Genomic DNA, 24,477 nt, shown 5'->3' with positions numbered 1-24,477 from the left:
ACCGCCTGTCGGCCACCCGGGAAAGTACGGAACGAAATCGACCCGGATCGGACCTTTCCAGGTCGAAAACGTTCCGTACTTTCCCCTCGGGAGGGTCACTCCACGTCGTACCCGAGAGTGAAGGCGCCGGAGCCGGAGTAGGCGTAGACCCGCCAGCGGTAGGTGCCGGCGGTGGCGGTGTAGGAGATCTCCTCGTCGGCGCCGGAGCTCTCGGACGCCGCGACGTTCGACCAGGTGCCGGTGGAGCTGCGGCGCTGGAGGTAGAGGTCGAAGTCGGTGCCGGTCGGGCCGTCGAGGCAGCCGCGGATGGTGGCGGCCGCGGCAGCGAAGCCCGTGCTCGAGGGTTGGTACGACGTGGCGCGCGACGCGAGCGTGCCGGTGCCGGTGTGCTCGGCGCAGGCGGCGGGCGGCGGCGTCACGTCGCCGACCTGCGCGACGGTCCAGACGGCGTGCGCGATCGCGTCGGCGTTGCGGTCGAGCGCGGTGGTGCTGAGGTTGGCCATGGTGTCGCAGGACGAGTGGTAGCAGGGGTCGTGGGCCGTGGTCGTGCCGCCCCAGAGCTGCACCTGGGCCGCGGTCTTGCGGCTCTCGGCGCCGGTGAACGTGCCGCCGGCCGGGATGCCGTACTGGATGAACGGTCCGTAGTCGCTGCGCCCGTCGAAGTCCGTGCCACGCGTGGGCACGCCGATCCCGGTGAAGTAGTCGCCGAGGACCTGCTCGAGCTGGGCCGAGCCGGTGGGGCCGGGGCCCGAGCCCGTGCCGTCGGAGTTGTCGCCGTCGTAGAGGAAGTAGCCGGGGTTGGGCGAGGCGACCATGTCGAAGTTGTAGTAGGAGTCGATCTGCGAGCGCTGGGTCGTCGTGAGCCCTTGCACGTAGCGGGTCGAGCCGATCAGGCCGAGCTCCTCGGCGCCCCACCAGGCGAAGCGCACGTGCTTGGTCGGCGTCTCGCCGCTGGCCGCCAGCCGCAGCGCGACCTCGAGGATCGCCGCCGAGCCGGAGCCGTTGTCGTTGATGCCGGGACCCGACGAGACGCCGTCGAGGTGCCCGCCGACCATGACCGTGTTGGTCGTGTCGCCGCCGGGGAGGTCGGCGATCAGGTTGTAGCCGGTCTTGCCGTTGTAGGTGAACGCGACCTTCTGCGTCGTGTAGCCGGCGGCGTCCAGCTTGCCCTTCACGTAGTCGACGCTCGCGTTGTGTCCGCTGGTCCCGTGCGCGCGGTTGCCTCCGTTGGCGGCCGCGATGTCCGACAGCGCCTGGAGGTGCGCGGTGACGTTGCCGACCGCGATGTCGGGACCGTTGCTCTCGAACGCGTGGGCAGGGGTGGTGGCGCCGGGCAGCAGCAGGCTGCAGGTGAGCGCGGTCGTCAGGCAGACCAGCCGGATCATCCTCATGCCAGGACGCTAGGCACGGCGTCGCCGCACCAGAAGCGAGGAAACCCTCGTCGTCGGGTCCGTGCATGATGGGGCCATGGCCGAATCTCGCGCGGGCACGCCCGCCCAGCCGCAGGACCTCGTCGACGTCGCGCACCTCGTGACGGCGTACTACACCGGAGTCCCGGACCCGGGCGACGTCGACCAGCAGGTCGCGTTCGGGACCAGCGGGCACCGCGGCACGAGCCTCAGGACCAGCTTCAACGAGACCCACATCCTGGCGACGACGCAGGCGATCTGCGACTACCGCAAGGAGCAGGGGTACGACGGGCCGCTGTTCATCGGGCGCGACACCCACGGGCTGTCCGAGCCGGCGTGGGCGACCGCGCTCGAGGTGCTGGCCGCCAACGACGTCACCGTGCTGGTCGACGCCGACGACCGCTACACGCCGACCCCGGCCGTCTCGCACGCGATCATCCGCGCCAACGTCGGCAGGACCTCGGGGCTGGCCGACGGCATCGTCGTCACCCCGTCGCACAACCCGCCGAGCGACGGCGGCTTCAAGTACAACCCGCCGCACGGCGGCCCGGCCGACAGCGACGCGACCTCCGTCATCGCCGCGCGCGCCAACGAGCTGATCGCCGCCGGCCTCGACGGCGTACGGCGCATCCCGTTCGCGCGCGCCCGCGCCGCCGCCTCGTCGTACGACTTCCTCGGGACCTACGTCGACGACCTTCCTTCGGTCGTCGACATCGACGCGATCCGCCAAGCGGGCGTGCGGATCGGTGCCGACCCGCTCGGCGGCGCGAGCGTCGACTACTGGGCAGCGATCGCCGACCGGCACCGGATCGACCTGACCGTGGTCAACCCGCTGGTCGACCCGACGTGGCGGTTCATGACTCTCGACTGGGACGAGAAGATCCGGATGGACTGCTCGTCGCCCAGCGCCATGGCGTCCCTGATCGGTCGCAAGGACGACTACGACATCGCCACCGGCAACGACGCCGACTCAGACCGGCACGGCATCGTCACGCCCGACGGCGGACTGATGAACCCCAACCACTTCCTCGCTGTCGCGATCGGCTACCTGTTCGGCGGTGCCCGGGCGGGCTGGCCGGACCGCGCCCGGATCGGCAAGACGCTGGTGTCGTCGTCGATGATCGACCGGGTCGCGGCATCGCTCGGAAAGCCGATGGTGGAGGTGCCGGTCGGCTTCAAGTGGTTCGTGCCCGGCCTGATCGACGGGTCGTTCGGCTTCGGCGGCGAGGAGTCGGCGGGGGCGTCGTTCCTCCGCATGGACGGCGGCACGTGGACCACCGACAAGGACGGACTGATCCTCGCGCTGCTCGCCTCCGAGATCCTGGCCCGCACCGGACGGACTCCCAGCCAGCACTACGCCGACCTGGTCGCCGAGCACGGCGACCCGGCGTACGCCCGCATCGACGCGCCCGCCGACCGCGCCCAGAAGGCCAAGCTCGCCGCCCTCTCCCCCGACGACGTCAGCGCCACCCGCCTGGCCGGTGAGGAGATCACCGCCAAGCTCACCGAGGCCCCCGGCAACGGCGCCAAGATCGGCGGCCTCAAGGTGACCACCGAGTCGGCGTGGTTCGCCGCCCGGCCGTCCGGCACCGAGGACGTCTACAAGATCTACGCCGAGTCGTTCCGTGGCGCCGAGCACCTCGCCCAGGTGCAGGACGAGGCCCGCGACGTGGTGTCGGCGGCGCTGGGCTGAGTGGCCATGAAGGTCGTGGTGATCGGTGCCGGCCTGGCGGGTCTGTCGGCGGCGCGTGAGCTCCAACAGGCCGGCGGCGAGGTGGTCGTCGTCGAGGCCCGCGACCGCGTGGGCGGCCGCCTGGAGGGCGGCACCCTCGAGGGGCAGCCGATCGAGCTCGGCGGCACCTGGATCGGCGAGGGGCACTCGCGGATGTACGCACTGGTCGACGAGCTCGGGCTGGAGACGTTCCGGACGTGGAACGACGAGGGCAAGCTGCTGATCCGGCTCGGGAGGAAGCGCGCGCTCGTCTCCGGCAAGAAGGGCGCGATCCCCCGTCTGAACCCGGTCGCGATCGCCGACCTCGCGCAGGGCATGGCTCGCTTCGGGCGGCTCGCCCGCAGCGTCGACCCTGCCCAGCCGTGGGCGCACCCGCGCGCCCACCAGCTGGACGGCCAGACCTTCGAGACCTGGGTAAGCCGCAACCTGCGCACCCCCGCCGGCCGGGCCTACTTCCGGATCGCGACCGAGGCGGTGTTCGCCGCCGACGCCAGCGACCTCTCGCTCCTGCACGCGCTGTTCTACGCCGTGAGCAACGCCGACCTCGAGACACTGCTCGCCGTCGACCACGGCGCCCAGCAGGACCGGGTCGTGGGTGGCTCGGTGCTCGTGGCCCAGCGGCTCGCTGAGGGCCTCGACGTACGACTCTCGACGCCGGTCACGACGGTCGCCCAGGATGCGTCGGGCACCCGGATCATCACGAGGTCCGGGGAGACGATCACCGCCGGCCGTGTCGTGGTCGCGCTCCCGCCCACGCTCGCCGGACGCCTGCACTACGACCCGCTGCTGCCGGCCTGGCGCGACCAGCTCACCCAGCGGGTGCCGGCGGGAACGGTCGCGAAGACCTTCGCCGCCTACCAGACGCCGTTCTGGCGCGACCAGGGACTCAACGGCCAGGCCGCCACCGACACCGGACCGGTCAAGGTCACCTTCGACGTCTCGCCACCCGACGGCGAGGTCGGCATCCTCCTCGGCTTCGTCGAAGGCAACGAGGCACGTCAGTGGCAGCGGCTCCCCGCGGACGAGCGCCGCCGTGCCGTGCTGGACTGCTTCACGAGCTACTTCGGCCCGCAGGCCGCCACCCCCACCGACTACGTCGAGAAGGACTGGAGTGCCGAGGAGTTCACCCGAGGCTGTTACGGCGCCCACTTCGCCCCGGGCGTGTGGACCAGCTACGGCCACGCCCTCCGCCCGCCCGTCGACCGGATCCACTGGGCCGGCGCCGAGTACGCCGTGGAGTGGAACGGCTACATGGAAGGAGCCGTGCGCTCCGGCTCGGCCACGGCCCGAGAGGTCCTCACCCAGCGTCCGTGACCGCGGCGCCCCGGATTGCCGTCTGTCAGGGTCCCTCGAGTGCCTGCCGGAGTGCGATGACCTCCGCGAGCGCCTGCTCAGCGGTTTCAGTCGCGATGGTCAATGCCTTGAGCAGCGTGGCGATATCGACCTTCTGGCGTTGGCTCGGGCTCCGCACGGTCTCGTCCAGGTCGAGGCCAAGATCTCCGACGGCGTGAAGCTGGTCCTGGAGCTCTCGGAGACTCCGGTGACTGGTCCGCCCCCCGATCTTGAGATCCCGTTCTGCCTGTGCCTGCGGACTTCTACTGATCTTGAAGAGACCCATGAGGCACTTCCTTCTTCGGTTGTCGGTACTCCGAAGGTACGCATGCGGCGGCCCAGCGACAGCAAGGGGTGAGTTGGCTCCACCCTGCTACGCGCGCGGGCCTCCGTCCCCCGCGGACTCGGGTGCGCCCGGCTTGCCGGCGTCGGCGTAGGAACGAACGGTCGAGATGTTGAGCGGGAAGTCGATGGCGAGGTCGCGGAACAGCAACCCACCGGCAGTCGCTGCCGCCTCGGTGACCGCAGCAGTCACAGCACTAGCCAGGCGGACGGGCGTGTGGACGACGACCTCGTCGTGGAGGAAGAACACCAGGTGCGGGCGGGCATCCAGGGGCCCAGACGAGCCCAACCGCCACAGCCGGTTGCGCAGGTCGGCGATCCAGCACAGCGCCCACTCGGCGCCGGTGCCCTGCACGACGAAGTTGCGGGTAAAGCGGCCGTAGGCGCGCCGGTAGCGGGCCTGCGCGTCCGGGTCGCCCGGTGGGTCGTCGGGGTCGCGGTCCCACGCGTCGCCGAGGCTGGGTGAGCCGCGGCCCAGCAGGGTGCGCACGATCTGGCCCCGCTCACCCGCACGCGCCGCCTCCTCGACGAGACCGAACGCCAGGGGGTAGCGCCGGGTGAGGCCGGCGACCATGCGGCCGCTCTCGCCGCTGGTGGCGCCGTACATCGCGCCGAGCAGACCGAGCTTGGCGTCCATGCGGCTGGCGACCGCGCCGGCGTCGACCATCCCCTGGTAGAGGTCGGCGCCCCGGGCGGCCTGGGCCAACGCGCGGTCGCCGCTCATCCCGGCGAGCACGCGCGGCTCGAGCTGGGCCACGTCGGCGACGACGAAGACCCAGCCCTCGTCGGCCACGGCCGCCGGCCGCACCTGCGCCGGGAACGACAGGGCACCGCCGCCGTTGGACGACCAGCGGCCGGTGGTCGAGCCGGCCGGTTGGTACGACGGTCGGAACCGGCCGTCGCTCACCCACTGGTCGATCCAGACCCAACCGTTGGTCGAGAACAGGTGCGCCAGCTGCTTGTAGCGCAGCAGCGGCTCGATGCCCGGGTGGTCGAGCACGCGCAGCGACGACGCCCGGGTGTCGGCGACCTCCAGACCCGCCCGGCGCAGCGCCGCCAGCAGCTCGGGCCGTGAGTCCGGGTTGAGGCCGGGCGCCTCGAACGCCTCACGCACCTCGGCCACGAGAGCCTCGAGCCGCTGCGGCCGCGCACCGCGCGGCGGCCTCGGCCCGAGCAGGTCGCGGAGCAGGCGCTCGTGGACGTCCACCCGCCACGGCACCCCGGCGTGCGTCATCTCGGCGGCGACCAACGCACCCGACGACTCGGCCGCGAGCAGCAGCCCGAGCCGCGGAGCCTCCGGCGAGGCCGCCACCGCGGCCAGCTGGCGGGCGTCCTCGAGGTCGGCCCGCAGGTGCTCGGCCGTGTCGTCGATCGAGAACAGCGTCGGCGCGGACGGTGCGCTCGGCCCGAGCCGGTCCCAGTGCTCCGACTGCTCCCCCTCCAGCAGCTGCTGGTCCACCGCGGGTGCCCGGCGCAGCAGGTGGTGGCCCAGCCGCAGGTCGTGGCAGCGCTCCACCCGCACACCGGCCGCCAGCAGCGGCGGGTACCACCGTGCGGTGTCGTCCCACGCCCAGCGCGTCTCCCCGGCGTCCGCCTCGCGCGCTTCGACGTACGCCGCCAGGTCTGCCATCGCCATGTCGCGCTCGGACCCGCCGTCGACCGCCAGCACCCGCTCGCCCGGCAGGCGCGAGAGCGAGACCCGGGTCATGGGGACACCCTGGCACCCTGCGGGGACGGCGCCGGTCCCCTACGGTGGACCCGACACACCGTGCCTACCGGGAGGGGGGTTCCGTTGGAGAGCACATCTGACGGCTCAGCCCTGTGGAACCTCACGCTCCAGCACTCGCCGATCGGCATGGCGCTCGTCGCCCCCAACGGGCGCCTGCTGAGGGTCAACCCGGCGATGGCCGACATGCTCGGGTACGCCGTCGCGGACCTCACGAAGCGTGGCTTCCAGGAGATCACCCACCCCGACGACCTCGCGGAGGACCTCGCTCTCGTCACCCAGGCGCTGGCCGGCGAGATCGACTCCTACCGCCTGCGCAAGCGCTACCTGCACGCCGAGGGCTACGTCGTGTGGGGTGACCTGTCGGTGGCTCTCGTGCGCGGCCAGGACGGCCTACCCCTGCACTTCATCTCGCAGATCCTCGACGTCACCGAGCACCAGGAGCAGGCGGAGCGCCTGAGGGCCGCCCACGCCGACGTCGAGCGCGAGCGGCAGGCGCTCGAGGCGATCTTCGAGACCGTGGGCGTCGGGCTCCTGCTGATCGGCCAGGACGGCCGTTACGAGCGGACCAACCGGCGCCACCAGGAGGCCATCGAGGTCGCGTTCCCCGACGGCCATGCCGGGGAGGCCGGACAGCTCGGGCACGTCTACCACCTCGACGGCCGCACGCCCATGTCCCGGGAGGAGATGCCGTCCTACCGCGCGGTCCAGGGCGAGGAGTTCGACGACTACTCCTACTGGGCGGGGGCGGACCCCCGGACCCGCTCGGCCTACTCCACGTCCGCCCGCCAGGTGCGCAACGCCTCCGGCGAGCGGATCGGGGCGACCCTGGCCTGTCAGGAGATCACCGAGCTGATGCGCGCCGTCCAGGTTAAGGACGAGTTCGTCGCGTCGGTCTCCCACGAGCTGCGTACGCCGCTCACCACGGTGCTCGGCTACCTCGAGATCCTGGCCGGGCGCGGTGACCTGCCGGCCGACGTCACCCGTCAGCTGCGCGTCGTGCAGCGCAACGCGGCCCGCCTGGAGTCCCTGGTCTCCGACCTGCTCCACGTGGGCCGGGCCGGCGACGGAGACCTTCGGCTGCGTCCCGAACCCGTCGACCTGGTCGCACTCGTGCGGCAGGCCAGCGAGGTGGCCCGGCCGGTCGCCGGCGCGTCCGGGGTGAGCCTCACGCTCGACGTGCCGGAGCGACTGGTGACCGTGGTCGATGAGCAACGGATCCGCCAGGTCCTGGACAACCTGCTCTCCAACGCCGTGAAGTACAGCGAGACGAACGACTCGGTCACCGTCGTCCTGCGGGAGACGGAGGGCGGGGTCGAGCTCGAGGTGCGCGACACGGGCATCGGCATCGCTCCGGACGAGGTCGACCAGGTCTTCGACCGCTTCTTCCGGGGCGGGGACGCGCTCGCGAAGCACATCCCCGGAACCGGGCTCGGCCTCGACATCGTCGGCTCGATCGTGGCCGCGCACGAGGGGACGATCTCGGTCGAGAGCGAGGTCGGGCGAGGCAGCACCTTCCGGGTGACCCTGCCCCTGCTCGAGGCCTGACCTCGGTCGCCGGTCAGGCGACGGGGAGGGTGACGGTGAACGTCGTACCCACGCCGACGCGCGAGCTGACCTCGACCCGACCGTGGTGCCGCTCGACGATGGTGGCCACGATCGACAGGCCGAGGCCCGTGCCGGGCTGGCTCAGCGCGTCGGGGTTGGTGGTCCGGAAGAACGGGCTGAACAGACCGATCTGGTCCTCCTCCGAGATCCCCAGGCCGTCGTCGCCGACCTGGAGTACGACGTCAGCAGCGCGGCGGGCGGCCGCCACGACGACCGTCCCACCGCTCCCGGTGTACTTCACGGCGTTGCTCACCAGGTTGGCCACCAGGCGGTCCAGCTCCGTGGGGTCGCCGGGGACCAGCAACGGCTCGTCGCCGAGCTCGACGCGCAGGGTCAGCTCCTTCGACCGGGCGGACGAGCCGACGAGCGCGAGGACGTCCTCGGCCACCAGCCGCAGGTCGACGGGCGTGCGCTCCAGGGGGTGCCGCGGGTCGCTGACGCGGGCGAGGAGCAGCAGGTCGTCGACGACCTTCGCCATCCGGCCCGTGCCGCGCGCCATCGCCTCGCGGTACTGCGTCGCCGGGTGCTCCAGGTCCAGCTCGCCGAGCATCTCCAGGTTCCCGGAGATGACGGAGAGGGGGGTGCGGAGCTCGTGGGAGAGCGTGGCGATGAGCTGGGTGCGGTAGTCGGCGAGCTGCTGGAGCTCGCGCACCAGGTTGCGCTCGCGCTCCAGTGCGCGTGCGGTCATCAGGGCGGCGCCGAGGTCGTGCCCGATCTGCAGGGCCGAGCCGATCTCGCCCGGCGTCCAGGCGGGGTCCCGGGGACGGCGGCACAGCACCAGGAACCCGAGGCACTCCCTGGCGACGCCGAGCGGGATGCCGAGCGCCGTGCTGAGCCCCAGCTCCGCCAGTTGGCGACGGGCCTGGTCCAGCAGCGGCCCGGTGCCGTCGGGCACGTCGGACTCGCAGTCCTCCGTGATCACGAAAACCCGCTGCTCGGCCCACAACCGCGGCGCGAAGTGGAGCGCGAGGTCGACCATCCGGTCCGAGAGCGCGACGGGTTCCCCGTCATGCGCCCGCGCGTAGCCACGCCCCTCACCGTCGGGGTCGAACACCTGGATCCACGAGCCGGTGGCGCGGAAGCCCTCGATCAGCGGGCGGTGCGTGTGCTGGAGCACCGCCTCGAGGGAGGCCTGGGCCGGCATCGAGGCGGAGCGGATCAGCTGGCGAGCGGTCTCCGCGTCGGCCACCTGTCGCACCAGCTCCTCGCGCTCGAAAGCGGTGATCACCGCCCGCTCCGCCTGCGCGGCGTACCGCTCGAGCAGCCGCCGCTGCGCCGCGTCCGGCCGCCGGTGGGTCACGGGACGGTCGACCGACATGGCCCCCACCAGCCGGCCCTCGTCGTCGGTGAGGAACGCGACCAGGGCATCGTGCGGGTGCCATGCGTCGGGCACGTCGGGGTGCTCGTCGTCCACCACCAGCCAGTGGCCCTCGAGGTCGGCGTCGTCGTAGGTCTCGGACGCGAGGAACCGGAAGCGTCCCCACGACTCCGCGTGCTCGGCGACTGGGTCGAGGACGGAGACCGGGTCGGGCTGCTCGAGGTACTCCCGGAACTCGTCGGGACCGGTGTAGGCCACCGTCACGAGCTGGTCGCCGAGGACCACCGACAGCGTCGCGACCTCGAAACCGATCATCTCCGCGACCGACTCGACCATCAGCTGGAGCACCGCCCGGGCCGACGAGTCCGACCAGCCGGAGTGGTCGGTCCGGGTCACCTGCCCGTCCGTCGCTTGCGTGCCGTGTTGCTGCGCCACGATGGCTCCCCCACCTTCGTCCCTCTGGGATTGTCGTGCACGCAGGCTCGCGGCGACAGGGGGACCGGCGACGAGAGGCACCGGATACCGTGATGCCGTGGGCGTGATCGAGACCGCGGGGCTGACCAAGAGCTACCCGCGTGTCACCGCGCTCGACCACCTCGACGTCACCGTCGGCGACGGCGTCACCGGCCTCGTGGGCGCCAACGGCGCCGGCAAGTCGACGCTGATCAAGATCCTGCTGGGACTGGTCCCCGCGACCAGCGGCACCGCCTCGGTCCTCGGGTACGACGTCGCCACCGAGGGCGCCGAGATCCGGGCGCTGGTGGGCTACATGCCCGAGCACGACTGCCTCCCCGCCGACGTCTCTGCGAGCGACCTGGTCGTGCACCTGGGCCAGATGTCCGGCCTGCCGTACGCCGCGGCGCGCGAGCGGGCGTCCGACGTACTGCGCCACGTCGGCCTGGCCGAGGAGCGCTACCGGCCCATGGGCGGTTACTCCACCGGCATGAAGCAGCGGGCCAAGCTGGCCCAGGCACTCGTGCACGACCCGCGGCTGGTGCTGCTGGACGAGCCGACCAACGGCCTCGACCCCTCGTCGCGCGACGACATGCTCGCGCTGGTGCGGCGGATCGGGTCGGAGTTCGGGATCGCCGTGCTCGTGACCTCGCACCTGCTCGGCGAGCTGGAGCGGATGAGCGACCACGTGGTCGTGCTCGACAGCGGGCGCCTGCTGCGCTCCTCCGCCACCACCGACTTCCTGCACGCCACCGGCAGCCTGCTGGTCGAGGTGCAGGGGCGTCCCGACGCCGACCGGCTGCTCGGGCAGGCGCTCGTCGACGCGGGTCTGGTCGCCCGGCCGGCGGAGGGCCGGATGATCGAGGTCGAGGTGCGCGACGACGCGACGCCCGACGTCGTCCGCGACCTCACCGTCGACCTCGGCCTCGGCCTGGTCCGGATGCAGGAGCGTCACCACCGCATCGAGGACGTCTTCCGGGACGGAGGTGCCGGCAGTGTCCAGCCCGTCTGACAGCGAACCGGCCGGAGCACCCACGGGCGTCATCCACGACCTCGGCTACCGGCCCTACGGCGGGCCGCGGCTCGGCGAGCGCGCGGTCGCGCGGGCGTTCTTCGTGACCGGCCTGCGCAACACCTACGGCCTCGGCCGCTCGGGGCGCTCGAAGGTGCTGCCGTTCATCCTGCTCGGGGTGATGCTGCTGCCGGCGCTGATCCTGGTCGGGGTGCTGGTGCAGGCGCGCAACATCCTCGGTCTCAACGAGCAGATCGTGGCCTACTCCACCTACCCGCTCACCACGCAGCTGCTGATCTCGGTCTTCGTCGCGTCGCAGGCACCGGCGCTGATCTCGCGCGACCTGCGCTTCCGCACGATCACGCTCTACCTGGCGCGCCCGATGCGCCGGACGACGTACGTGCTGGTGCGCCTGGCGTCGCTGACCGTCGCGACGTTCCTGCTGATCGGGGCGCCGCTGCTGCTGATGTACGTCGGTGGGTTGCTCGCCGACCTGCCGGTCGGCCGCGAGACCGGGCGCTTCCTCGGCGCGATCGTGGGCGCGGCACTGCTGGCCGCTTGCCTGTCCGGACTGGCGGCACTCGTGGCGGCACTGACGGTCCGGCGCGGGCTGGCGGTGGCGGCGGTGATCGTGGTGCTGCTCGTCAGCTACACGGTGGTGGCGACCATCCAAGGCATCTCGGGGGACGCCGGCCGCCCGGCCGTCGGGGAGGTCGCGGGACTCTTCTCGCCCTACACGCTCGTCAACGGCGTCCAGGTGTTCCTCTTCGACTCGCCCGCGGCCACCAACACGCCGCCGTCAAGTGACGCGATGGGCCTGGTCTACCTGCTCGCCGTGGTGCTGACGGTGGGCGGCGCGATCGGCGGCCTGCTCGCCCGCTACCGGACGGTGCACCCGTGACGACCATCCAGATCGACCACGTCTCGCGCTGGTACCGCAACGTCGTCGCGGTCAACGACATCACCATGACGATCGGACCGGGCGTGACCGGGCTGCTCGGGCCCAACGGGGCCGGCAAGTCCACGCTGATCGCGTTGATGTCGGGCTTCCTGGCCCCGTCGACGGGCACGGTGACGCTGGACGGAGACCCCCTCTGGCGCAACGAGCAGGTCTACCGCGAGATCGGGCTGGTCCCGGAGCGCGAGGCGCTCTTCGACTACCTGACCGGGCGGCAGTTCGTGGTGGCCAACGCCGAGCTGCACGGGCTGCCCGACCCGGGCGCCGCGGCGCAGCGGGCGCTCGCGCTGATCGAGATGACCGACGCCCAGGACCGCACGATCTCGACGTACTCCAAGGGGATGAAGCAGCGGATCAAGATGGCGTCCGCGCTCGTGCACGACCCGTCGGTGCTGCTGCTCGACGAGCCCTTCAACGGCATGGACCCGCGCCAGCGCATCCACCTGATGGAGCTGCTGCGCACCATGGGCGCCGAGGGCCGGACCGTGCTGTTCAGCTCACACATCCTGGAGGAGGTCGAGCAGGTGGCCCGCCAGATCGAGGTCGTGGTCGCGGGGCGGCATGCGGCGTCCGGCGACTTCGGCGCGATCCGCCGCCTGATGACCGACCGGCCCAACCGGTTCGTGCTGCGCACCTCCGACGACCGGACGATGGCCTCCGCACTGCTGGCCGACGCCTCCGTGCGCGGCGCGCGGCTGCGCTCGGAGGGCGGGATCGAGCTCGAGGCCTCCGACTTCGGCCGCTTCAGCGAGGTGCTGCCGCGGCTGGCGCGCGAGCACGGCATCCGGCTCCACGAGGTCACCCCGACCGACGAGTCGCTGGAGAGCGTCTTCGCCTACCTGGTGTCGACATGATCTCGCGCACGATCGTCCGGCTCGGCGTCCGTAGTGTCTTCGGGCGCTGGCGCGGCGCGCTGCTGTTCGTGCTGCCGCTCGTGCTGATCGCGGTGTCGGTGCTGGTCCGGGTGCTGGTCGGCGAGAACGAGACCGGTGCCCAGCACACGCTCCAGGGGCTCGGCCTGGTGGTGATCGTGCCGCTGGTCGCCCTGCTCGCGACCTCGGGTCTGCTGGCGCCGGAGATCGACGACGGGTCGGTCTCCTACCTGCTGGCCAAGCCGATCTCGCGCTACACGATCGTGATGAGCAAGCTCGTGGTCGCGGCGGTCTGCGTCGTGGTGTTCGCCGCCGTGCCGCTGTTCATCGCCGGCCTGGTCATGCTGACCTCGTCCCCGTCGCTCGCCGTCGGCTTCGGGGTCGGCTCGGTGGCCGGCGGGCTGGCCTACTGCGCGCTCTTCGCGCTGCTGTCGGTGATGAGCCGGCACGCCGTCGTGATCGGCCTGATCTACCTGCTGATCTGGGAGGGCCTGCTCGGTGGCCTCCTCGACGGGGTGCGCTGGCTGAGCATCACCCGGTGGTCGGAGGCGGTCATCGGCGAGCTCGCGGACCTCGAGCTGGTCGAGGACCTGCCCGTGACGTACGCCGTCATCGCGACCGCCGTCGTACTCGTGCTCGGCACCTGGCTCACCGGCCAGCGGCTGCGGGCGTTCAACCTGACCGGGGACGAGTAGCCGGATCGGGCTCCCAGCGGATCAGGTCGCCGGGCTGGCAGTCGAGCGCCTCGCACAGGGCCTCGAGGGTGGTGAACCGCACCGCCTTGGCGCGCCCATTCTTGAGCACCGCCAGGTTGGCCGGAGTGATCCCGACCCGCTCGGCGAGCGCGCCCACCGACATCTTGCGCCGGGCCAGCATCACGTCGATGTCGACGACGATCGGCATCAGATCACCTCGTCCAGCTCGGACTGGAGGTGCTGGGCCTCGGCGTCACGGTCGACCGCCTGCGCGAGCAGCATCCGCAGCACGGCGACGACCAGGGCCACCCCCGCGATCAGCCCGGCCGCCCCGCCGATCAGCAGCACGATGCCCGGCGCCACGGTCTCTCCCGGCGCGAGCACGACCCCGAGGGCGAACATGAGCAGCGACGCCGCCGCGATCGCGCCGAACACGATGTCGACGTAGCGGAACGCGCCGTGGGAGAAGACCGTGCCGCGCCTGACCATCGTCAGCAGCCGCCACACGCAGACCATCGCGACCTGCACGGTCAGGATCCCGAGCAGCACGATGACGATGATCGGCACGCGCACGTCGGCGACGTCCTGGTTGAAGTCCTCGTCGAGGTCGATCGCCAGCAGCGGCACCATCACCGCCTGCACGAACAGCGAGCCCGCGAGCCCCAGGGCGAGCACCACCCGCAGCGCCAGCACCGTCACCTTGCCCATGTGACCACTCCTTCCGTCTATTGACTTACGACGTGAAGCTATCGATAAACAATCGAAATCACAAGGTCTTCGATCGATCAGGCCCAATAGAGGATCAGGAGCGGATGAGCCCCCGGAAGGACGGGCTGGCCCAGCCGTCGGCGGAGTTGGACGGGACGGCCGGCAGGTTGCGCCCGCCGTACACGACCTTGCCGTCGGCGTCGGAGTAGGTCAGCCAAGTCTCTGCTCCCGTCGTCCCGAGCCCCGGCAAGCTGTAGTCGCACACCCCGTCGGGGAAGAGCGCCTGGAGCTGGGCCCACTCGTCGTCGGTCAGCGGGAGCAGCAGGAAGTCGAACGAGCTGCGCTCGAGCGGCTTGAGCGCGCAGGAGAGCCGGTCGTTGAAGACCTCGTCGCCGGCCATCTCGCGCGGGGTGCTGAGGCGTAGCTGGAGCGGCTCGGGCAGCACGCAGTCGACCTCGTCGTTCTCGCCGGGCACCTCGAGGACGCCCGGGACGTTGGAGCAGCGGTCGGTGAGGTCGTCCGGCTTGTCCTGCACGATCTTGGCGGCCAGCGGCACGGTACGACGGTCACGCTCGACGGCGCGCAGCCAGCGGTCCATCTCGGTGAGTGCTTCGTTGGCCCAGCCGGGGTCGCCGATCAGCGGCGTCACGCCGAACCACATCACCCGGTTGTCGGTGTGGCCCTGGTCGCGCAGCAACCGCTCCTCGGTCCAGAAGGCGTGGGCGTAGTCGTGGGCGATGCCCGGGTCGGGGCCGCCGAAGTTGAGCATCGCGACCTGGTCGAGGTTGGTGGCCTCGTTGACCAGCCCGGTCCGGTAGGCCCGCCGTACCGACGCGAGGTCGCCGGCGGTGCGGTCCTCGATGAGCTGCGAGTCGACGTCGAGCCCGCCGACCTTCGTGTTGAGGTCGATGAACTGCGCGGTGGTGATCCGTCCGGCCTTGAGCGCCTCGAGGCCGTACTGGATGCCGGTGTTGGCGAAGGGGATGCCGCCGAAGCCGCGGTCGGCGGCCTTCTCCTGCGGGCTCCAGACCGACTCCGGACGCGGCCCGATCGCGTTGATCATGATGTCGAGCACCGAGCAGCGCACGCCGCCCGGGTTGATCTCGGAGTCGTAGCGCGTGGAGCGGTCACCGGCGACCGGCGGCTTGGTGCCGCTGCACTCGGACTCCGGGTTGAGCGCTTCCTTGAACAAACCCTCGTCGGCGGCGACCGAGTTGATGATCGAGATGTGCCCCTCGACGTCGGCCATCTGCGTGGGTGACCAGACGACGCCCGGCGCCCAGCGGCTCGGGTCCTCGAAGTAGAGCCGCATCAGGTGGTAGTCGGCGAACTGCGCGCCGGCGGTCAGGGTGTCGGGGTAGGAGCAGGTGGTGATCAGGCCCTGGTAGACGCCGGGGTAGGCGTTGGCGACCGTGTGCTGGGCGATCGAGCCGCCCGAGCAGCCGGTGCCGATCGTGTAGCGGATCAGGCCGTAGCGCTCGACGAAGCGCTCCTTGGCCATCACCAGCGACTCCGCCTGCATCGCGACGTTGCAGTTGTGCCCGGTGTTGTCGAGGGCGGTCGAGATGACCGAGAAGCCCTTGCCCAGCGCCGTGACGTAGCTCTGCGTGAAGCCCGGCGTCTCCGACGGGATGGTGCCGGAGTAGTCCTCGAGCGGCGGGTTGCCGGGGGCGTACGACGCCCCGCAGTTGCCGCCGTGCGTCACCAGCACCTTGTGGTTGAACTGCGACTGCGGCTTCCACGGCGCCCACGGCTTCCCGGGCTGGAAGAGCGTGAGGATCGTGTAGCGGTCGCGGTCCTGGAAGCCGTCCTCGCGACGCACGATGAACGGGACCGTCACGCCGGTGTCGGTGGTCGTCGTGGCGACGTCGCTCGGCGGGTCCTGCGGGTCGTAGGGCTGGAGGCCGCCGGTGGTCGGGTCGGTGGAGCGGTAGAGGAAGGAGTACGTCGCCGGCTCGTTGCACTTCGCGTCGCGCGCGGTCTCCTGGCACTGGTAGGGCCCCAGCTGCGGCCCGGAGAAGATCGGACCCCCGGTCGGGTGGTTGGTGACGACCACGCGGGTCGTGTAGCCCCTGGCCGTCGCCGTGATCACGTTGCGCCCCACGCGCAGCCCGGTGACCAACCCCTCGAAGCGCTTGCTCGCCCGCAGTGCGAACCGGTCGGTCACGTTGCGGTTGCCCACGAAGACCTTGATCGTGTGGAGCTTGATGCCCTTGGCCGGCATCACCGAGATACGGGCGTCGCCCTCGGAGATCAGGTCCGCCCGGTTGGACAGCACCCGGATCACCAGCGCCCGGCGCTGGCCCGGCGCCTTGCGCTCCGCGACCGGCGTACTCGTCGACACCGGGGCCGGCGCCTCGACGGCCACCGACGACGCGGACGGCGGCGGGGCGCTGGCGGCGGGCAGGGCGGGTGCGGCGACGAGCGGGAGCAGCAGTGCCGCTCCGAGCGCGACGAGACGTCGGTCCATGGTGGTTCCTCCTGGGGGTACGGGAGGTTAACGCGCGACCGGCGTCACAGGTACGGCACACGTTGACCCGCCCGAAACTGACCGAAATGCACGTTGACCCGCCCGAAAGTTTCGGGCGGGTCAACGTCTAGGTGCGGATCAGGCGGCGGCAGCGACCTTCAGGCGCCGGGCCTGCTGGGTGAGGCGGGCCTGCGCGGCGCGGCGGACCTTGGGGCCCTTGGTGGTCATGCCGTAGAGGATCTTGAGCTGGCTGGGGAGGTTCTTGACCGTGGTGGTGGCCAGGAAGTCGTTGGGCAGCGAGAGCCGCACGACCTTGTGCCAGGCGCTGCCGACCTGCTTGGGCAGCGACGCCATGTGGTAGCTCAGGCCGTAGCGCTGGAACACGTCCTGCACCTGCGGGGCGATCTCGGCGTAGCGGTTGCTGGGCAGGTCGGGGAACAGGTGGTGCTCGATCTGGTGCGACAGGTTGCCGGTCATGAAGTGCATGGCCTTGCTGCCGGAGATGTTGGCGGAGCCGAGCATCTGGCGGAGGTACCACTCGCCGCGGGTCTCGCCCTCGATCGAAGTGCGCTCGAAGGTCTCGACGCCCTCGGGGAAGTGACCGCACATGATCACCGAGTGCGTCCACAGGTTGCGCACCAGGTTGGCGGTGAAGTTGGCGGCCACGGTCGGCAGGAACGAGCCGGTGGGCAGCGACAGCGCGGGGTGGACGACGTAGTCCTTGGTCACCTGGTTGCGGATCTTCTTCAGCGTCTGCTGGTAGCGCGCCTTGAACTCCGGGGTCTTGCGGCGCTTCTCGCTCGCGAGGTTCTTGCCGAGCTCGAGGTCGTAGGCCGCGATGCCGTACTCGAAGAAGCAGGCGTTGATGAAGTTCCACAGCGGCTGGGCGAGGTAGAGCGGATACCAGCGCTGGTCCTCGTCGACGCGCATGATGCCGTAGCCGAGGTCGTTGTCCTTGCCGACGACGTTCGTGTAGGTGTGGTGCAGTTCGTTGTGCGAGTGCTTCCACTGGTCCGACGGGGAGGCGTTGTCCCACTCCCAGGTGGTCGAGTGGATCTTCGGGTCACGCATCCAGTCCCACTGGCCGTGCATGATGTTGTGCCCGATCTCCATGTTCTCGATGATCTTGGCGACGCTCAGGCCGGCGGTGCCGAGCACCCAGGCCGGGGGGAACACGCTGGCGAGCAGTACGACGCGGCTGCCGAGCTCGAGCTTGCGCTGCGCGGCGATCACCTTGCGGATGTAGGCCGCGTCGGCCTCGCCGCGGCTGTCGAGGATCGACTGCCGGATGGCGTCGAGCTCCACGCCGAGCTGCTCGATCTCGTCGGCGCTCAGGTGCGCGATCGGGTTGGTGCTCTCGGTCTTCTTCTGAAGGACGGTCATGTCGATCTCCTCGGGGTGTGGGTCGATCGGTCAGTGGTCGATGTCGCAGGCGCCGGCGGCTGCGTTGATGCAGGTCTGGATGATCACGCCGTCACCGGGCGCGGCGACGGTGAGCTCGCCGTTGCGCAGGTCGCGTACGGCGCCCTCGCGCAGCGGCAGCACACAGCCGAAGCAGACGCCCATGCGGCAGCCGCTCGGCATCAGGACGCCACCGGACTCGGCGGCGTCGAGGATCGGGGTGGAGCCGTCGCCCTCGACGGTGATGCCGGTCCTGGAGAAGGTGACGGTGCCACCGCTCTGCTCGTCTCCGGCGGCCGCGACGACCGCGGTACGGAAGCGCTCGATGTGCAGCGGCAGCTCGCGCTCGCCGTGGTGGCCCTCGAGGGCGTCGAGCAGGCCCACCGGGCCGCAGGCGTACGTCGTACGTTCGGCGAGGTCCGGGACGATCGTGTCGAGGTCGGCGACGTCGAGCATGCCGTCGACGTCGGTGTGCAGCTCGACGAGCCGCAGCTTGCCCTCGGCGGCGTAGCGTCGCAGCTCGTCGCCGAAGATCACCTCGGAGCGCGAGAGCGCCGAGTGGAGCAGCACGATGTCGGCGACGACCGGCACGGCGCGCGAGAACATGTTGCGCAGCATCCCGATCACCGGGGTGATGCCCGAGCCGGCGGTAACGAGCAGCAGCTTGTCGGCGGGCGGGTCGGAGAGCACGAAGTCGCCCTCGGCCTGGCCGAGCTGGAGCATCTGGCCGGCGCGGGCGTGGCGCACGAGGTGGTTGGACACCTTGCCGTCGGGGATCGCCTTGACGGTGATGCTGATGCAGCGGTCGGCGCGGGGGCCGTGGGTCAGCGAGTAGGTGCGCCACAGGCGAACGCCGTCGACGTCGACGCCGACGCGGAGGTACTGGCCGGGCTTGTGGCCGGCCCAGTCCTTGCCGGGCTTGAGCACGATGGTGGCGGAGTCGGCGGTCTCAGCGACCACGGCGACGATGCGCCCGCGCAGGTCGGCGCCGGAGCGCAGCGGGTCGAACATGTCGAGCACGTCGGAGGGCATCAGGGGCGTCACGGCCGCCTCGGCGACCCGCATCAGGCGGTCTCGCAACGACCTGGACCGGGGTGCGCCGGGGCCTTGGGAGGCGCGCATCAGGGCTACGGGGGTCATATCTCTACTGTGGTGCACCGGGAAGGGTAAAGTCCTGACCGGTGGACGTGAAGATCTCGGCCAACTTTGTTCGTAGGAGACAAAAATGCCCCCTCGTTCCCGCTCGACGGCCAGCCACGGCCTGCTCATCCCGCCCGAGGCCGTCGCCGAGATCCGCTCCCACCTGCCGAGCGTGGCCGACGACGTCGTGGTCGCGATCATCGCCGAGGTGCCCAGCTACGAGGACGCGTTCAGCGGCCCGATGGGCGAGACCATCCGCAACGCCGTCCAGCTCGCGCTCGGCGGGTTCCTCTCGTTGGCCGGCGGCACCCGCGGCGCCGACCCGCGTACGCCGGCCGCCCCCGCCGTCGAGGGTGCCTACCAGCTCGGGCGGGGCGAGGCCCGCAGCGGCCGCTCGACCGACGCCCTGCTGGCGGCCTACCGGATCGGCGCGCGCGTCTCCTGGCGGGAGATGTCGATGCGGGCGGTCGAGAACGGCCTGTCGGCCGAGACGCTGGTGTCGTTCGCGGAGCTGGTCTTCGCCTATATCGACGAGCTGTCGGCGGCCAGCGTCGCCGGGCACACCGACGAGCTGGCCACCTCCGGGCGGGTCCGGCAGCGGCTGGTGGAGCGGATCGCCCACCACCTGCTCAACGGCGCCCCGGTCGAGACCGTCACCAGCGCTGCTGAGCGGGCCGGGTGGCCAGCGCCGACCACGCTCACCGCGGTGATCGTGCCCGAGTCGCAGGTGCGGCCGGTGCTGGCGGAGGTCTCGGCGCACACCCTCCAGACCGAGGTGCCCGACCTGGACGAGGGCGCGCTGCTGCTGGTGCCCGACGCCCACGGACGACGCCGCGCCGCCCTGCTCCGAGTGCTCGCCGACCGCGGCTGCGTGGCCGGCCCGGCCCGGCCGTGGCTCGAGGTGCGGGCGTCGTACGAACGGGCGCTACGGGCCAGCGCCCTCGGGCTGCTGGGCGACACCGACGCCCACCTGGTCCAGCTGGTGCTGACCGCCGACGCCGCCGCGCTGGCCGACCTGCGCACCAGCGTGCTCGCGCCGCTGGCCGACCTCCGGCCGGCCGTCGCCGAGAAGCTCACCGAGACCCTGCGGACCTGGCTGCTGCACCACGGGCGGCGCGACGAGGTGGCGGGCGCCCTGTTCGTGCACCCGCAGACCGTGCGCTACCGGATGGGCCAGCTCCGCGAGCTGTACGGCGACCGGCTCGAGGAGCCCGAGACAGTCCTCGCGCTGACGCTCGCGCTGGGTGTCGGGCCGGGGTTCGGTGCGGGCGTCGTAGCGTGACCGCATGACCGCGTCCCGCTCCGGCCTCCAGCGCGCGCTCGGCGGGCTGGCGGCGATGCTGCTGCTGACCGCCTGTCAGAGCAACGGCGCCACGCCCGGGGCGGGCTCACCCGTTCCGACCGAGCCGACGTTGCCGACCGCGACGTCGACCGCGCCCGAGCCGCCGAGCCCGACCGGCTCGGTCTACGTCGCGCTGGGTGACTCGTTCGTGGCGGCGCCACTGGTGCCGAAGACGAACATGACGCACGGCTGCCTGCGCTCCGACCACAACTACCCCCAGCTCGCCGTGCGCGAGCTCGCGGGCTACGAGCTGGTCGACGTCAGCTGCTCGGGCGCCTCCAGCGCCGAGATGACGCAGCCGCAGGTGGTCGGCGGCGTCGAGCACCCGCCACAGTTCGACGCGCTCAGCGACGACGTCGACGTGGTGACCCTCGGCATCGGCGCCAACGACTTCAGCCTCTTCAGCTTCCTGGTCTACCGCTGCCTCAACCTCGCGGGGACCGACCGGGCGGGCTCCCCGTGCCGGGACTCCTACGACCAGGACGGCGCCAACCGCCTGCTCGACCAGGTGTCGGAGATCCAGGGGCGCGTGGAGTCGGTCGTCGCCGAGGTCCGGGAGCGAGCACCCGGGGCACGGGTGGTGCTGGTGACCTATCCCAAGTTCCTGCCGACCTGGGGCGTCTGCCCCGACCTGGTGCCGCTCGCCAAGGGCGACTACGCCTTCGTCCGCGAGGTCACCCTCGCGCTCGTGGAGGCACAGAAGGCGGGCGCGGAGGCGGGCGGCGCCGAGGTGCTCGACATGTACGCCGCCAGCGAGGGCCACGACATCTGCTCCGACCAGCCCTGGGTCAACGGCATCGACACCGACCCGTCTCGGGCGCTCGCGTTCCACCCGTTCCCGGTGGAGCAGCGGGCCGTCGCGGGGCTGCTGCTGGAGCTGCTGGCAGGCTAGTGCCGCACTAGGGCTACAGCGTCGAGTGACGTACGACGCCGGCGACGACGGTGAGCGCCACGGGCATGGTGCGCAGCTGCTCACCGAGCTCAGCGGAGTCGCCGGTCGCGAGCAGCGGGTCGCGGTCGAGGAGGACGAGGTCGGCGCGCGAGCCGACGCCGACGGTCGGCTGGAAGTCGACGGAGGCGGCGAGCGCCTCGGCGGGCGTGAGTGCTTGCTCGGCGTGCCAGGCGTCGCGGGCGTCGCCGCTGCGGTGCACGGCGGCCGCGATCGCCAGCCACGGGTCGAGCGGGGCGACAGGGGCGTCGGAGCCCAGCACCAGCGGAACGCCGTCGTCGAGCATCCAGCGGAACGCGAAGCAGCGGCCTCCGAGCCCCGGCCAGATCTGCTCCGAGAGGTCGCGGTCGTCGAGGAGGTGGGCGGGCTGGACGCTGGCGCGGACGGCGACCCCGGCCATCCGGCGTACGTCGTCACGCGTGACGAGCTGCGCGTGCTCGATGCTGCCGCGGGCGCCGGTGGCGGCGTAGACGTCGAGCGCGTGGGCGACGGCCGCGTCGCCGATGGCGTGGGTGGCGACCTCGAGACCCGACGCCGAGGCGCGTGAGATCAGGCGGCGCAGCTCCGCCGCGCTCTGGTTGGCGGCGCCCAGGCCGCCGTCGGCGTAGGGCTCGCAGCACCAGGCCGTGCGGGTGTTGAGGGAGCCGTCGCTGATGATCTTCAACGGACCCATCGTGAGGCGGTCGTCGTCGGGGAGCAGACGGTCGCCGCTGCGGAGGCCCGCGGCGATGACCTCCTCGAGCCGGTCGGCGTACATCGCGACGCGGACGCGGAGCACGTCGCAGCCCTCGGACCAGCGCTCCACCCAGTCCTGGGGGCCGCCGCCGAACTCGAAGTCGACCAGCCCGACGACGCCCTTGGACGCCGCCCGGTTGAGCGCGTTCTGGTAACCCGCGGGTGAGATCCCGTCGTTGCCGACCAGGCCCGGGAGGTCGGCGTAGGCGCCGAACCACTCGTTCTCGTAGATGTTGTCGTCGCGTACGGCGAGCCCCAGCGCCCGCTGGGCCGAGCTGCTCAGCCAGGCGTGGTGGGCGTCGCCTGCGATCAGCACCACCGGCACGTTGCCGGCCACCTCGTCGAGCTCAGCCACCGTGGGTTGGCGGTCCCACACCGCGGGCCGGTGGCCGAAGCCCACCAGCGGCCGTCCCGGCTGCTCGGCGAGCCAGGCGCGGGCGAGGTCGAGAGCGTGCTCCGGGGAGTCGGCGGCGCTGAGGTCGAGCCGCGTCGAGGTGAGCGACCACTGACCCAGGTGGGTGTGCTGGTCCCACAGCCCGGGGACCAGCCAGCGTCCCCCGGCGTCGTACTCCTCGACACCGGCGGGCCGCTCCAGCCCCAAACCGACGGCGGTCACGCGGCTGCCCTCGACGAGCACGTCGACGGGTCGGTCGGGCAGGTCCGCGACGGGGGTCACGGGCACCAGACGGGCGTCGCGGATCAGCACCGGGCAAACGCTACGGACAGGCCGGGACCACCTCGTCGGCCGGGGTGGGGTCGTGGGGGTCGCCGCCCATCATCGGCTTGGGCCGCAGGAAGACCCCGCCGACCACCGCGGCCAGCAGCGCACACCCGGCGCCGACCCCGAAGGCGACCTGGTAGCCGCCGTTGAGCGCCGCCACCTCGCTCGCCCCACCCGTGAGCAGGCTCTCGGTGCGGGCCGACGAGATGCTCACGAGCACGGCCAGCCCGAGGGCGCCGCCCATCATGAAGCTGGTGTTGACCACACCCGACGCGAGCCCCGACTCGTGCGGCTCGACGTCGCCCATCGCAGCGAGCAGGACCGGGTTGAACGCGATCCCGGCACCCGCACCGAGCAGCACCATCGAGGGCAGTACGTCGGTCACGAACCGGCCGCCCACGGGGGCCTGTGAGAACAGCGCCAGGCTGGTCGCAGCCAGGGTCAGACCAACGACCAGTGGCGGGCGGATGCCGAAGCGCATCACCAGCCGGTCGCTGACCCGCAGCGAGCAGAAGGCCATCACCACGCTGGTCGGAATGAACGCCAGGCCGACCTCGAGCGCCTCGTAACCCAGCACCTGCTGGAGGTAGAGCGCAGCGAGGAAGAACCACGCGAACATCGCGCCTGCCCAGAGCACGCCCACGACCTGCGACACCGACACGTTGCGCAGCCCGAAAAGACGCAGCGGCACCAGGGGGTTGGACGCGGTGGCCTCCCGCGCCACGAAGCCCGCGAGCAGCAGGACACCGAGCCCGAGGAGCAGCAGCGTGCGCGCGCTGGTCCAGCCGGCCTCGTTGCCGCCCACGATCGCGTAGACCGACACCATCAGCGCCACGGTCACCAGCGCCGCACCGGAGATGTCGAGCCGGCCCTCCTGCGGCACCACCTCGTCGTCGGGCAGCACCCGGCGGGCGGCGAACCACACCGCGATCCCGACCGGGACGTTGACCAGGAAGATCCAGTGCCAGGAGAAGAGACCGGTCAGGACTCCGCCGAGGAGCACGCCGACGGCCCCGCCGCCGGACATCACGAAGCCGAAGAAGCCCATCGCCTTGGCCCGCTCGCCCGCTTCGGAGAAGAGCCCCATGATCAGGGAGAGAGCGACGGCGGAGACCGCCGCGCCGCCGAGCCCCTGGACTGCCCGGCCGAGGACCAGCAGCTCCGAGGTCGGCGCCAGGCCGCAGGCCACCGACGCCACGGTGAACGACACGACGCCGCCCTGGAAGACCCGCTTGCTGCCGAGCAGGTCGCCGAGCCGGCCCGAGAGCAGCAGGAAGCCGCCGAAGGTCAGCAGGTAGGCGTTGACGACCCACGCGAGCGCGGACTGCGAGAAGCCCAGGTCCGACTGGATCGAGGGCAGGGCGACGTTGACGATGCTCGAGTCGAGCACGATCATCAGGTCGCCCAGGCAGAGCACGTAGAGCGCGAGCCAGCGGCTGCGGGTGGTGAGGTCGGTCATCATCAGTCCTTGGTCTGGAGGAGAGGCTTCATCTCTTCCACGAAGGGAGGGTCACAGATACGACAGACCACTCCCAACCGATTTAGTCATCGCTC

At 71.5% G+C, this 24,477-nt stretch carries 20 protein-coding genes; 9 read left to right on the top strand and 11 right to left on the bottom strand.

Annotation, left to right across the window (positions count from 1 at the left end):
• Window positions 1-95 precede the first annotated feature (95 nt).
• Window positions 96-1,391, bottom strand: coding sequence for a M20/M25/M40 family metallo-hydrolase (locus BLR90_RS12030; protein WP_147212939.1), 1,296 nt, complete (start codon window positions 1,389-1,391; stop codon window positions 96-98).
• Between the two features lie 76 nt (window positions 1,392-1,467).
• Between BLR90_RS12030 and pgm the strand changes: the two genes are divergently transcribed.
• Both pgm and BLR90_RS12020 read left to right on the top strand, forming a co-directional pair.
• A complete protein-coding gene (pgm, locus tag BLR90_RS12025) occupies window positions 1,468-3,102 on the top strand; it encodes a phosphoglucomutase (alpha-D-glucose-1,6-bisphosphate-dependent) (RefSeq protein ID WP_091025453.1) in 1,635 nt (544 codons plus the stop codon).
• Window positions 3,103-3,108: 6 nt separating this feature from the next.
• Complete coding sequence (locus tag BLR90_RS12020; protein ID WP_091025571.1) at window positions 3,109-4,455, top strand: flavin monoamine oxidase family protein; 1,347 nt, start codon at window positions 3,109-3,111, stop codon at window positions 4,453-4,455.
• Between the two features lie 25 nt (window positions 4,456-4,480).
• Here the strand turns inward: BLR90_RS12020 and BLR90_RS12015 are convergent, their stop codons facing one another.
• Entirely contained in the window at window positions 4,481-4,759 is a 279-nt protein-coding gene (locus BLR90_RS12015; protein ID WP_091025452.1) for a hypothetical protein, read from the bottom strand.
• Window positions 4,760-4,846: 87 nt separating this feature from the next.
• The gene (locus BLR90_RS12010) at window positions 4,847-6,523 is read right to left on the bottom strand and encodes a bifunctional 3'-5' exonuclease/DNA polymerase (RefSeq protein WP_091025451.1); all 1,677 of its coding nucleotides are present in this window, start codon (window positions 6,521-6,523) and stop codon (window positions 4,847-4,849) included.
• An 84-nt stretch (window positions 6,524-6,607) separates the two neighbouring features.
• Between BLR90_RS12010 and BLR90_RS12005 the strand changes: the two genes are divergently transcribed.
• Entirely contained in the window at window positions 6,608-8,089 is a 1,482-nt protein-coding gene (locus BLR90_RS12005) for a sensor histidine kinase (protein WP_143016202.1), read from the top strand.
• Window positions 8,090-8,102: 13 nt separating this feature from the next.
• Here BLR90_RS12005 and BLR90_RS12000 read toward each other — a convergent pair whose 3' ends face one another.
• Window positions 8,103-9,863 (bottom strand): GAF domain-containing sensor histidine kinase, encoded by a 1,761-nt coding sequence (locus BLR90_RS12000; RefSeq protein WP_091025449.1) that lies wholly within the window; start codon window positions 9,861-9,863, stop codon window positions 8,103-8,105.
• 136 nt (window positions 9,864-9,999) lie between these two features.
• Here BLR90_RS12000 and BLR90_RS11995 point away from each other — a divergent pair, with 136 nt between their 5' ends.
• The 4 genes from BLR90_RS11995 to BLR90_RS11980 are packed head-to-tail and all read left to right on the top strand — an operon-like array spanning window position 10,000 to window position 13,457.
• Window positions 10,000-10,932 carry an ABC transporter ATP-binding protein gene (locus tag BLR90_RS11995; protein ID WP_091025448.1) on the top strand — a complete coding sequence of 311 codons (933 nt, stop codon included), beginning with the start codon at window positions 10,000-10,002 and terminating at the stop codon, window positions 10,930-10,932.
• Entirely contained in the window at window positions 10,916-11,833 is a 918-nt protein-coding gene (locus tag BLR90_RS11990) for an ABC transporter permease (RefSeq protein WP_091025447.1), read from the top strand. Before BLR90_RS11995 ends, BLR90_RS11990 begins: the two co-directional genes overlap by 17 nt.
• Window positions 11,830-12,744 (top strand): ABC transporter ATP-binding protein, encoded by a 915-nt coding sequence (locus tag BLR90_RS11985; RefSeq protein WP_091025446.1) that lies wholly within the window; start codon window positions 11,830-11,832, stop codon window positions 12,742-12,744. The genes BLR90_RS11990 and BLR90_RS11985 overlap by 4 nt, the downstream gene beginning before the upstream one ends.
• Window positions 12,741-13,457, top strand: a complete 717-nt coding sequence (locus BLR90_RS11980) for an ABC transporter permease (protein ID WP_091025445.1) — start codon at window positions 12,741-12,743, stop codon at window positions 13,455-13,457. Before BLR90_RS11985 ends, BLR90_RS11980 begins: the two co-directional genes overlap by 4 nt.
• Here the strand turns inward: BLR90_RS11980 and BLR90_RS11975 are convergent.
• From BLR90_RS11975 to BLR90_RS11955, 5 genes are all read right to left on the bottom strand, one after another.
• The gene (locus tag BLR90_RS11975) at window positions 13,435-13,665 is read right to left on the bottom strand and encodes a helix-turn-helix domain-containing protein (RefSeq protein WP_091025444.1); all 231 of its coding nucleotides are present in this window, start codon (window positions 13,663-13,665) and stop codon (window positions 13,435-13,437) included. The genes BLR90_RS11980 and BLR90_RS11975 overlap by 23 nt on opposite strands.
• Entirely contained in the window at window positions 13,665-14,165 is a 501-nt protein-coding gene (locus tag BLR90_RS11970) for a DUF2975 domain-containing protein (protein WP_091025443.1), read from the bottom strand. The genes BLR90_RS11975 and BLR90_RS11970 overlap by 1 nt, the downstream gene beginning before the upstream one ends.
• A gap of 94 nt (window positions 14,166-14,259) precedes the next feature.
• Entirely contained in the window at window positions 14,260-16,635 is a 2,376-nt protein-coding gene (locus tag BLR90_RS11965; RefSeq protein WP_091025442.1) for a DUF6351 family protein, read from the bottom strand.
• Window positions 16,636-16,773: 138 nt separating this feature from the next.
• Window positions 16,774-18,018, bottom strand: coding sequence for a fatty acid desaturase family protein (locus BLR90_RS11960; protein WP_091025441.1), 1,245 nt, complete (start codon window positions 18,016-18,018; stop codon window positions 16,774-16,776).
• A 30-nt stretch (window positions 18,019-18,048) separates the two neighbouring features.
• On the bottom strand, window positions 18,049-19,176 hold the full coding sequence (locus BLR90_RS11955) for a ferredoxin reductase (RefSeq protein ID WP_218029411.1): 1,128 nt from the start codon (window positions 19,174-19,176) through the stop codon (window positions 18,049-18,051).
• 85 nt (window positions 19,177-19,261) lie between these two features.
• On the opposite strand from BLR90_RS11955, the gene BLR90_RS11950 reads away from it, so the two are divergent.
• Together BLR90_RS11950 and BLR90_RS11945 are read left to right on the top strand one after the other, a co-directional pair.
• Window positions 19,262-20,458 carry a PucR family transcriptional regulator gene (locus tag BLR90_RS11950; RefSeq protein ID WP_091025440.1) on the top strand — a complete coding sequence of 399 codons (1,197 nt, stop codon included), beginning with the start codon at window positions 19,262-19,264 and terminating at the stop codon, window positions 20,456-20,458.
• A gap of 4 nt (window positions 20,459-20,462) precedes the next feature.
• A complete protein-coding gene (locus BLR90_RS11945; RefSeq protein ID WP_091025439.1) occupies window positions 20,463-21,410 on the top strand; it encodes an SGNH/GDSL hydrolase family protein in 948 nt (315 codons plus the stop codon).
• Window positions 21,411-21,423: 13 nt separating this feature from the next.
• On the opposite strand, the gene BLR90_RS11940 is transcribed toward BLR90_RS11945, so the two are convergent.
• Window positions 21,424-22,908, bottom strand: a complete 1,485-nt coding sequence (locus BLR90_RS11940) for an amidohydrolase (RefSeq protein WP_091025438.1) — start codon at window positions 22,906-22,908, stop codon at window positions 21,424-21,426.
• Window positions 22,909-22,918: 10 nt separating this feature from the next.
• A complete protein-coding gene (locus BLR90_RS11935; protein ID WP_091025569.1) occupies window positions 22,919-24,382 on the bottom strand; it encodes a DHA2 family efflux MFS transporter permease subunit in 1,464 nt (487 codons plus the stop codon).
• Window positions 24,383-24,477: the final 95 nt, after the last annotated feature.

It is taken from the genome of Nocardioides szechwanensis (assembly GCF_900103935.1).
In the GTDB taxonomy this organism is placed as follows: domain Bacteria; phylum Actinomycetota; class Actinomycetes; order Propionibacteriales; family Nocardioidaceae; genus Nocardioides; species Nocardioides szechwanensis.
Note: the sequence above shows the minus strand (reverse complement) of the source record. Positions and strands in the feature narration are given on the sequence as shown.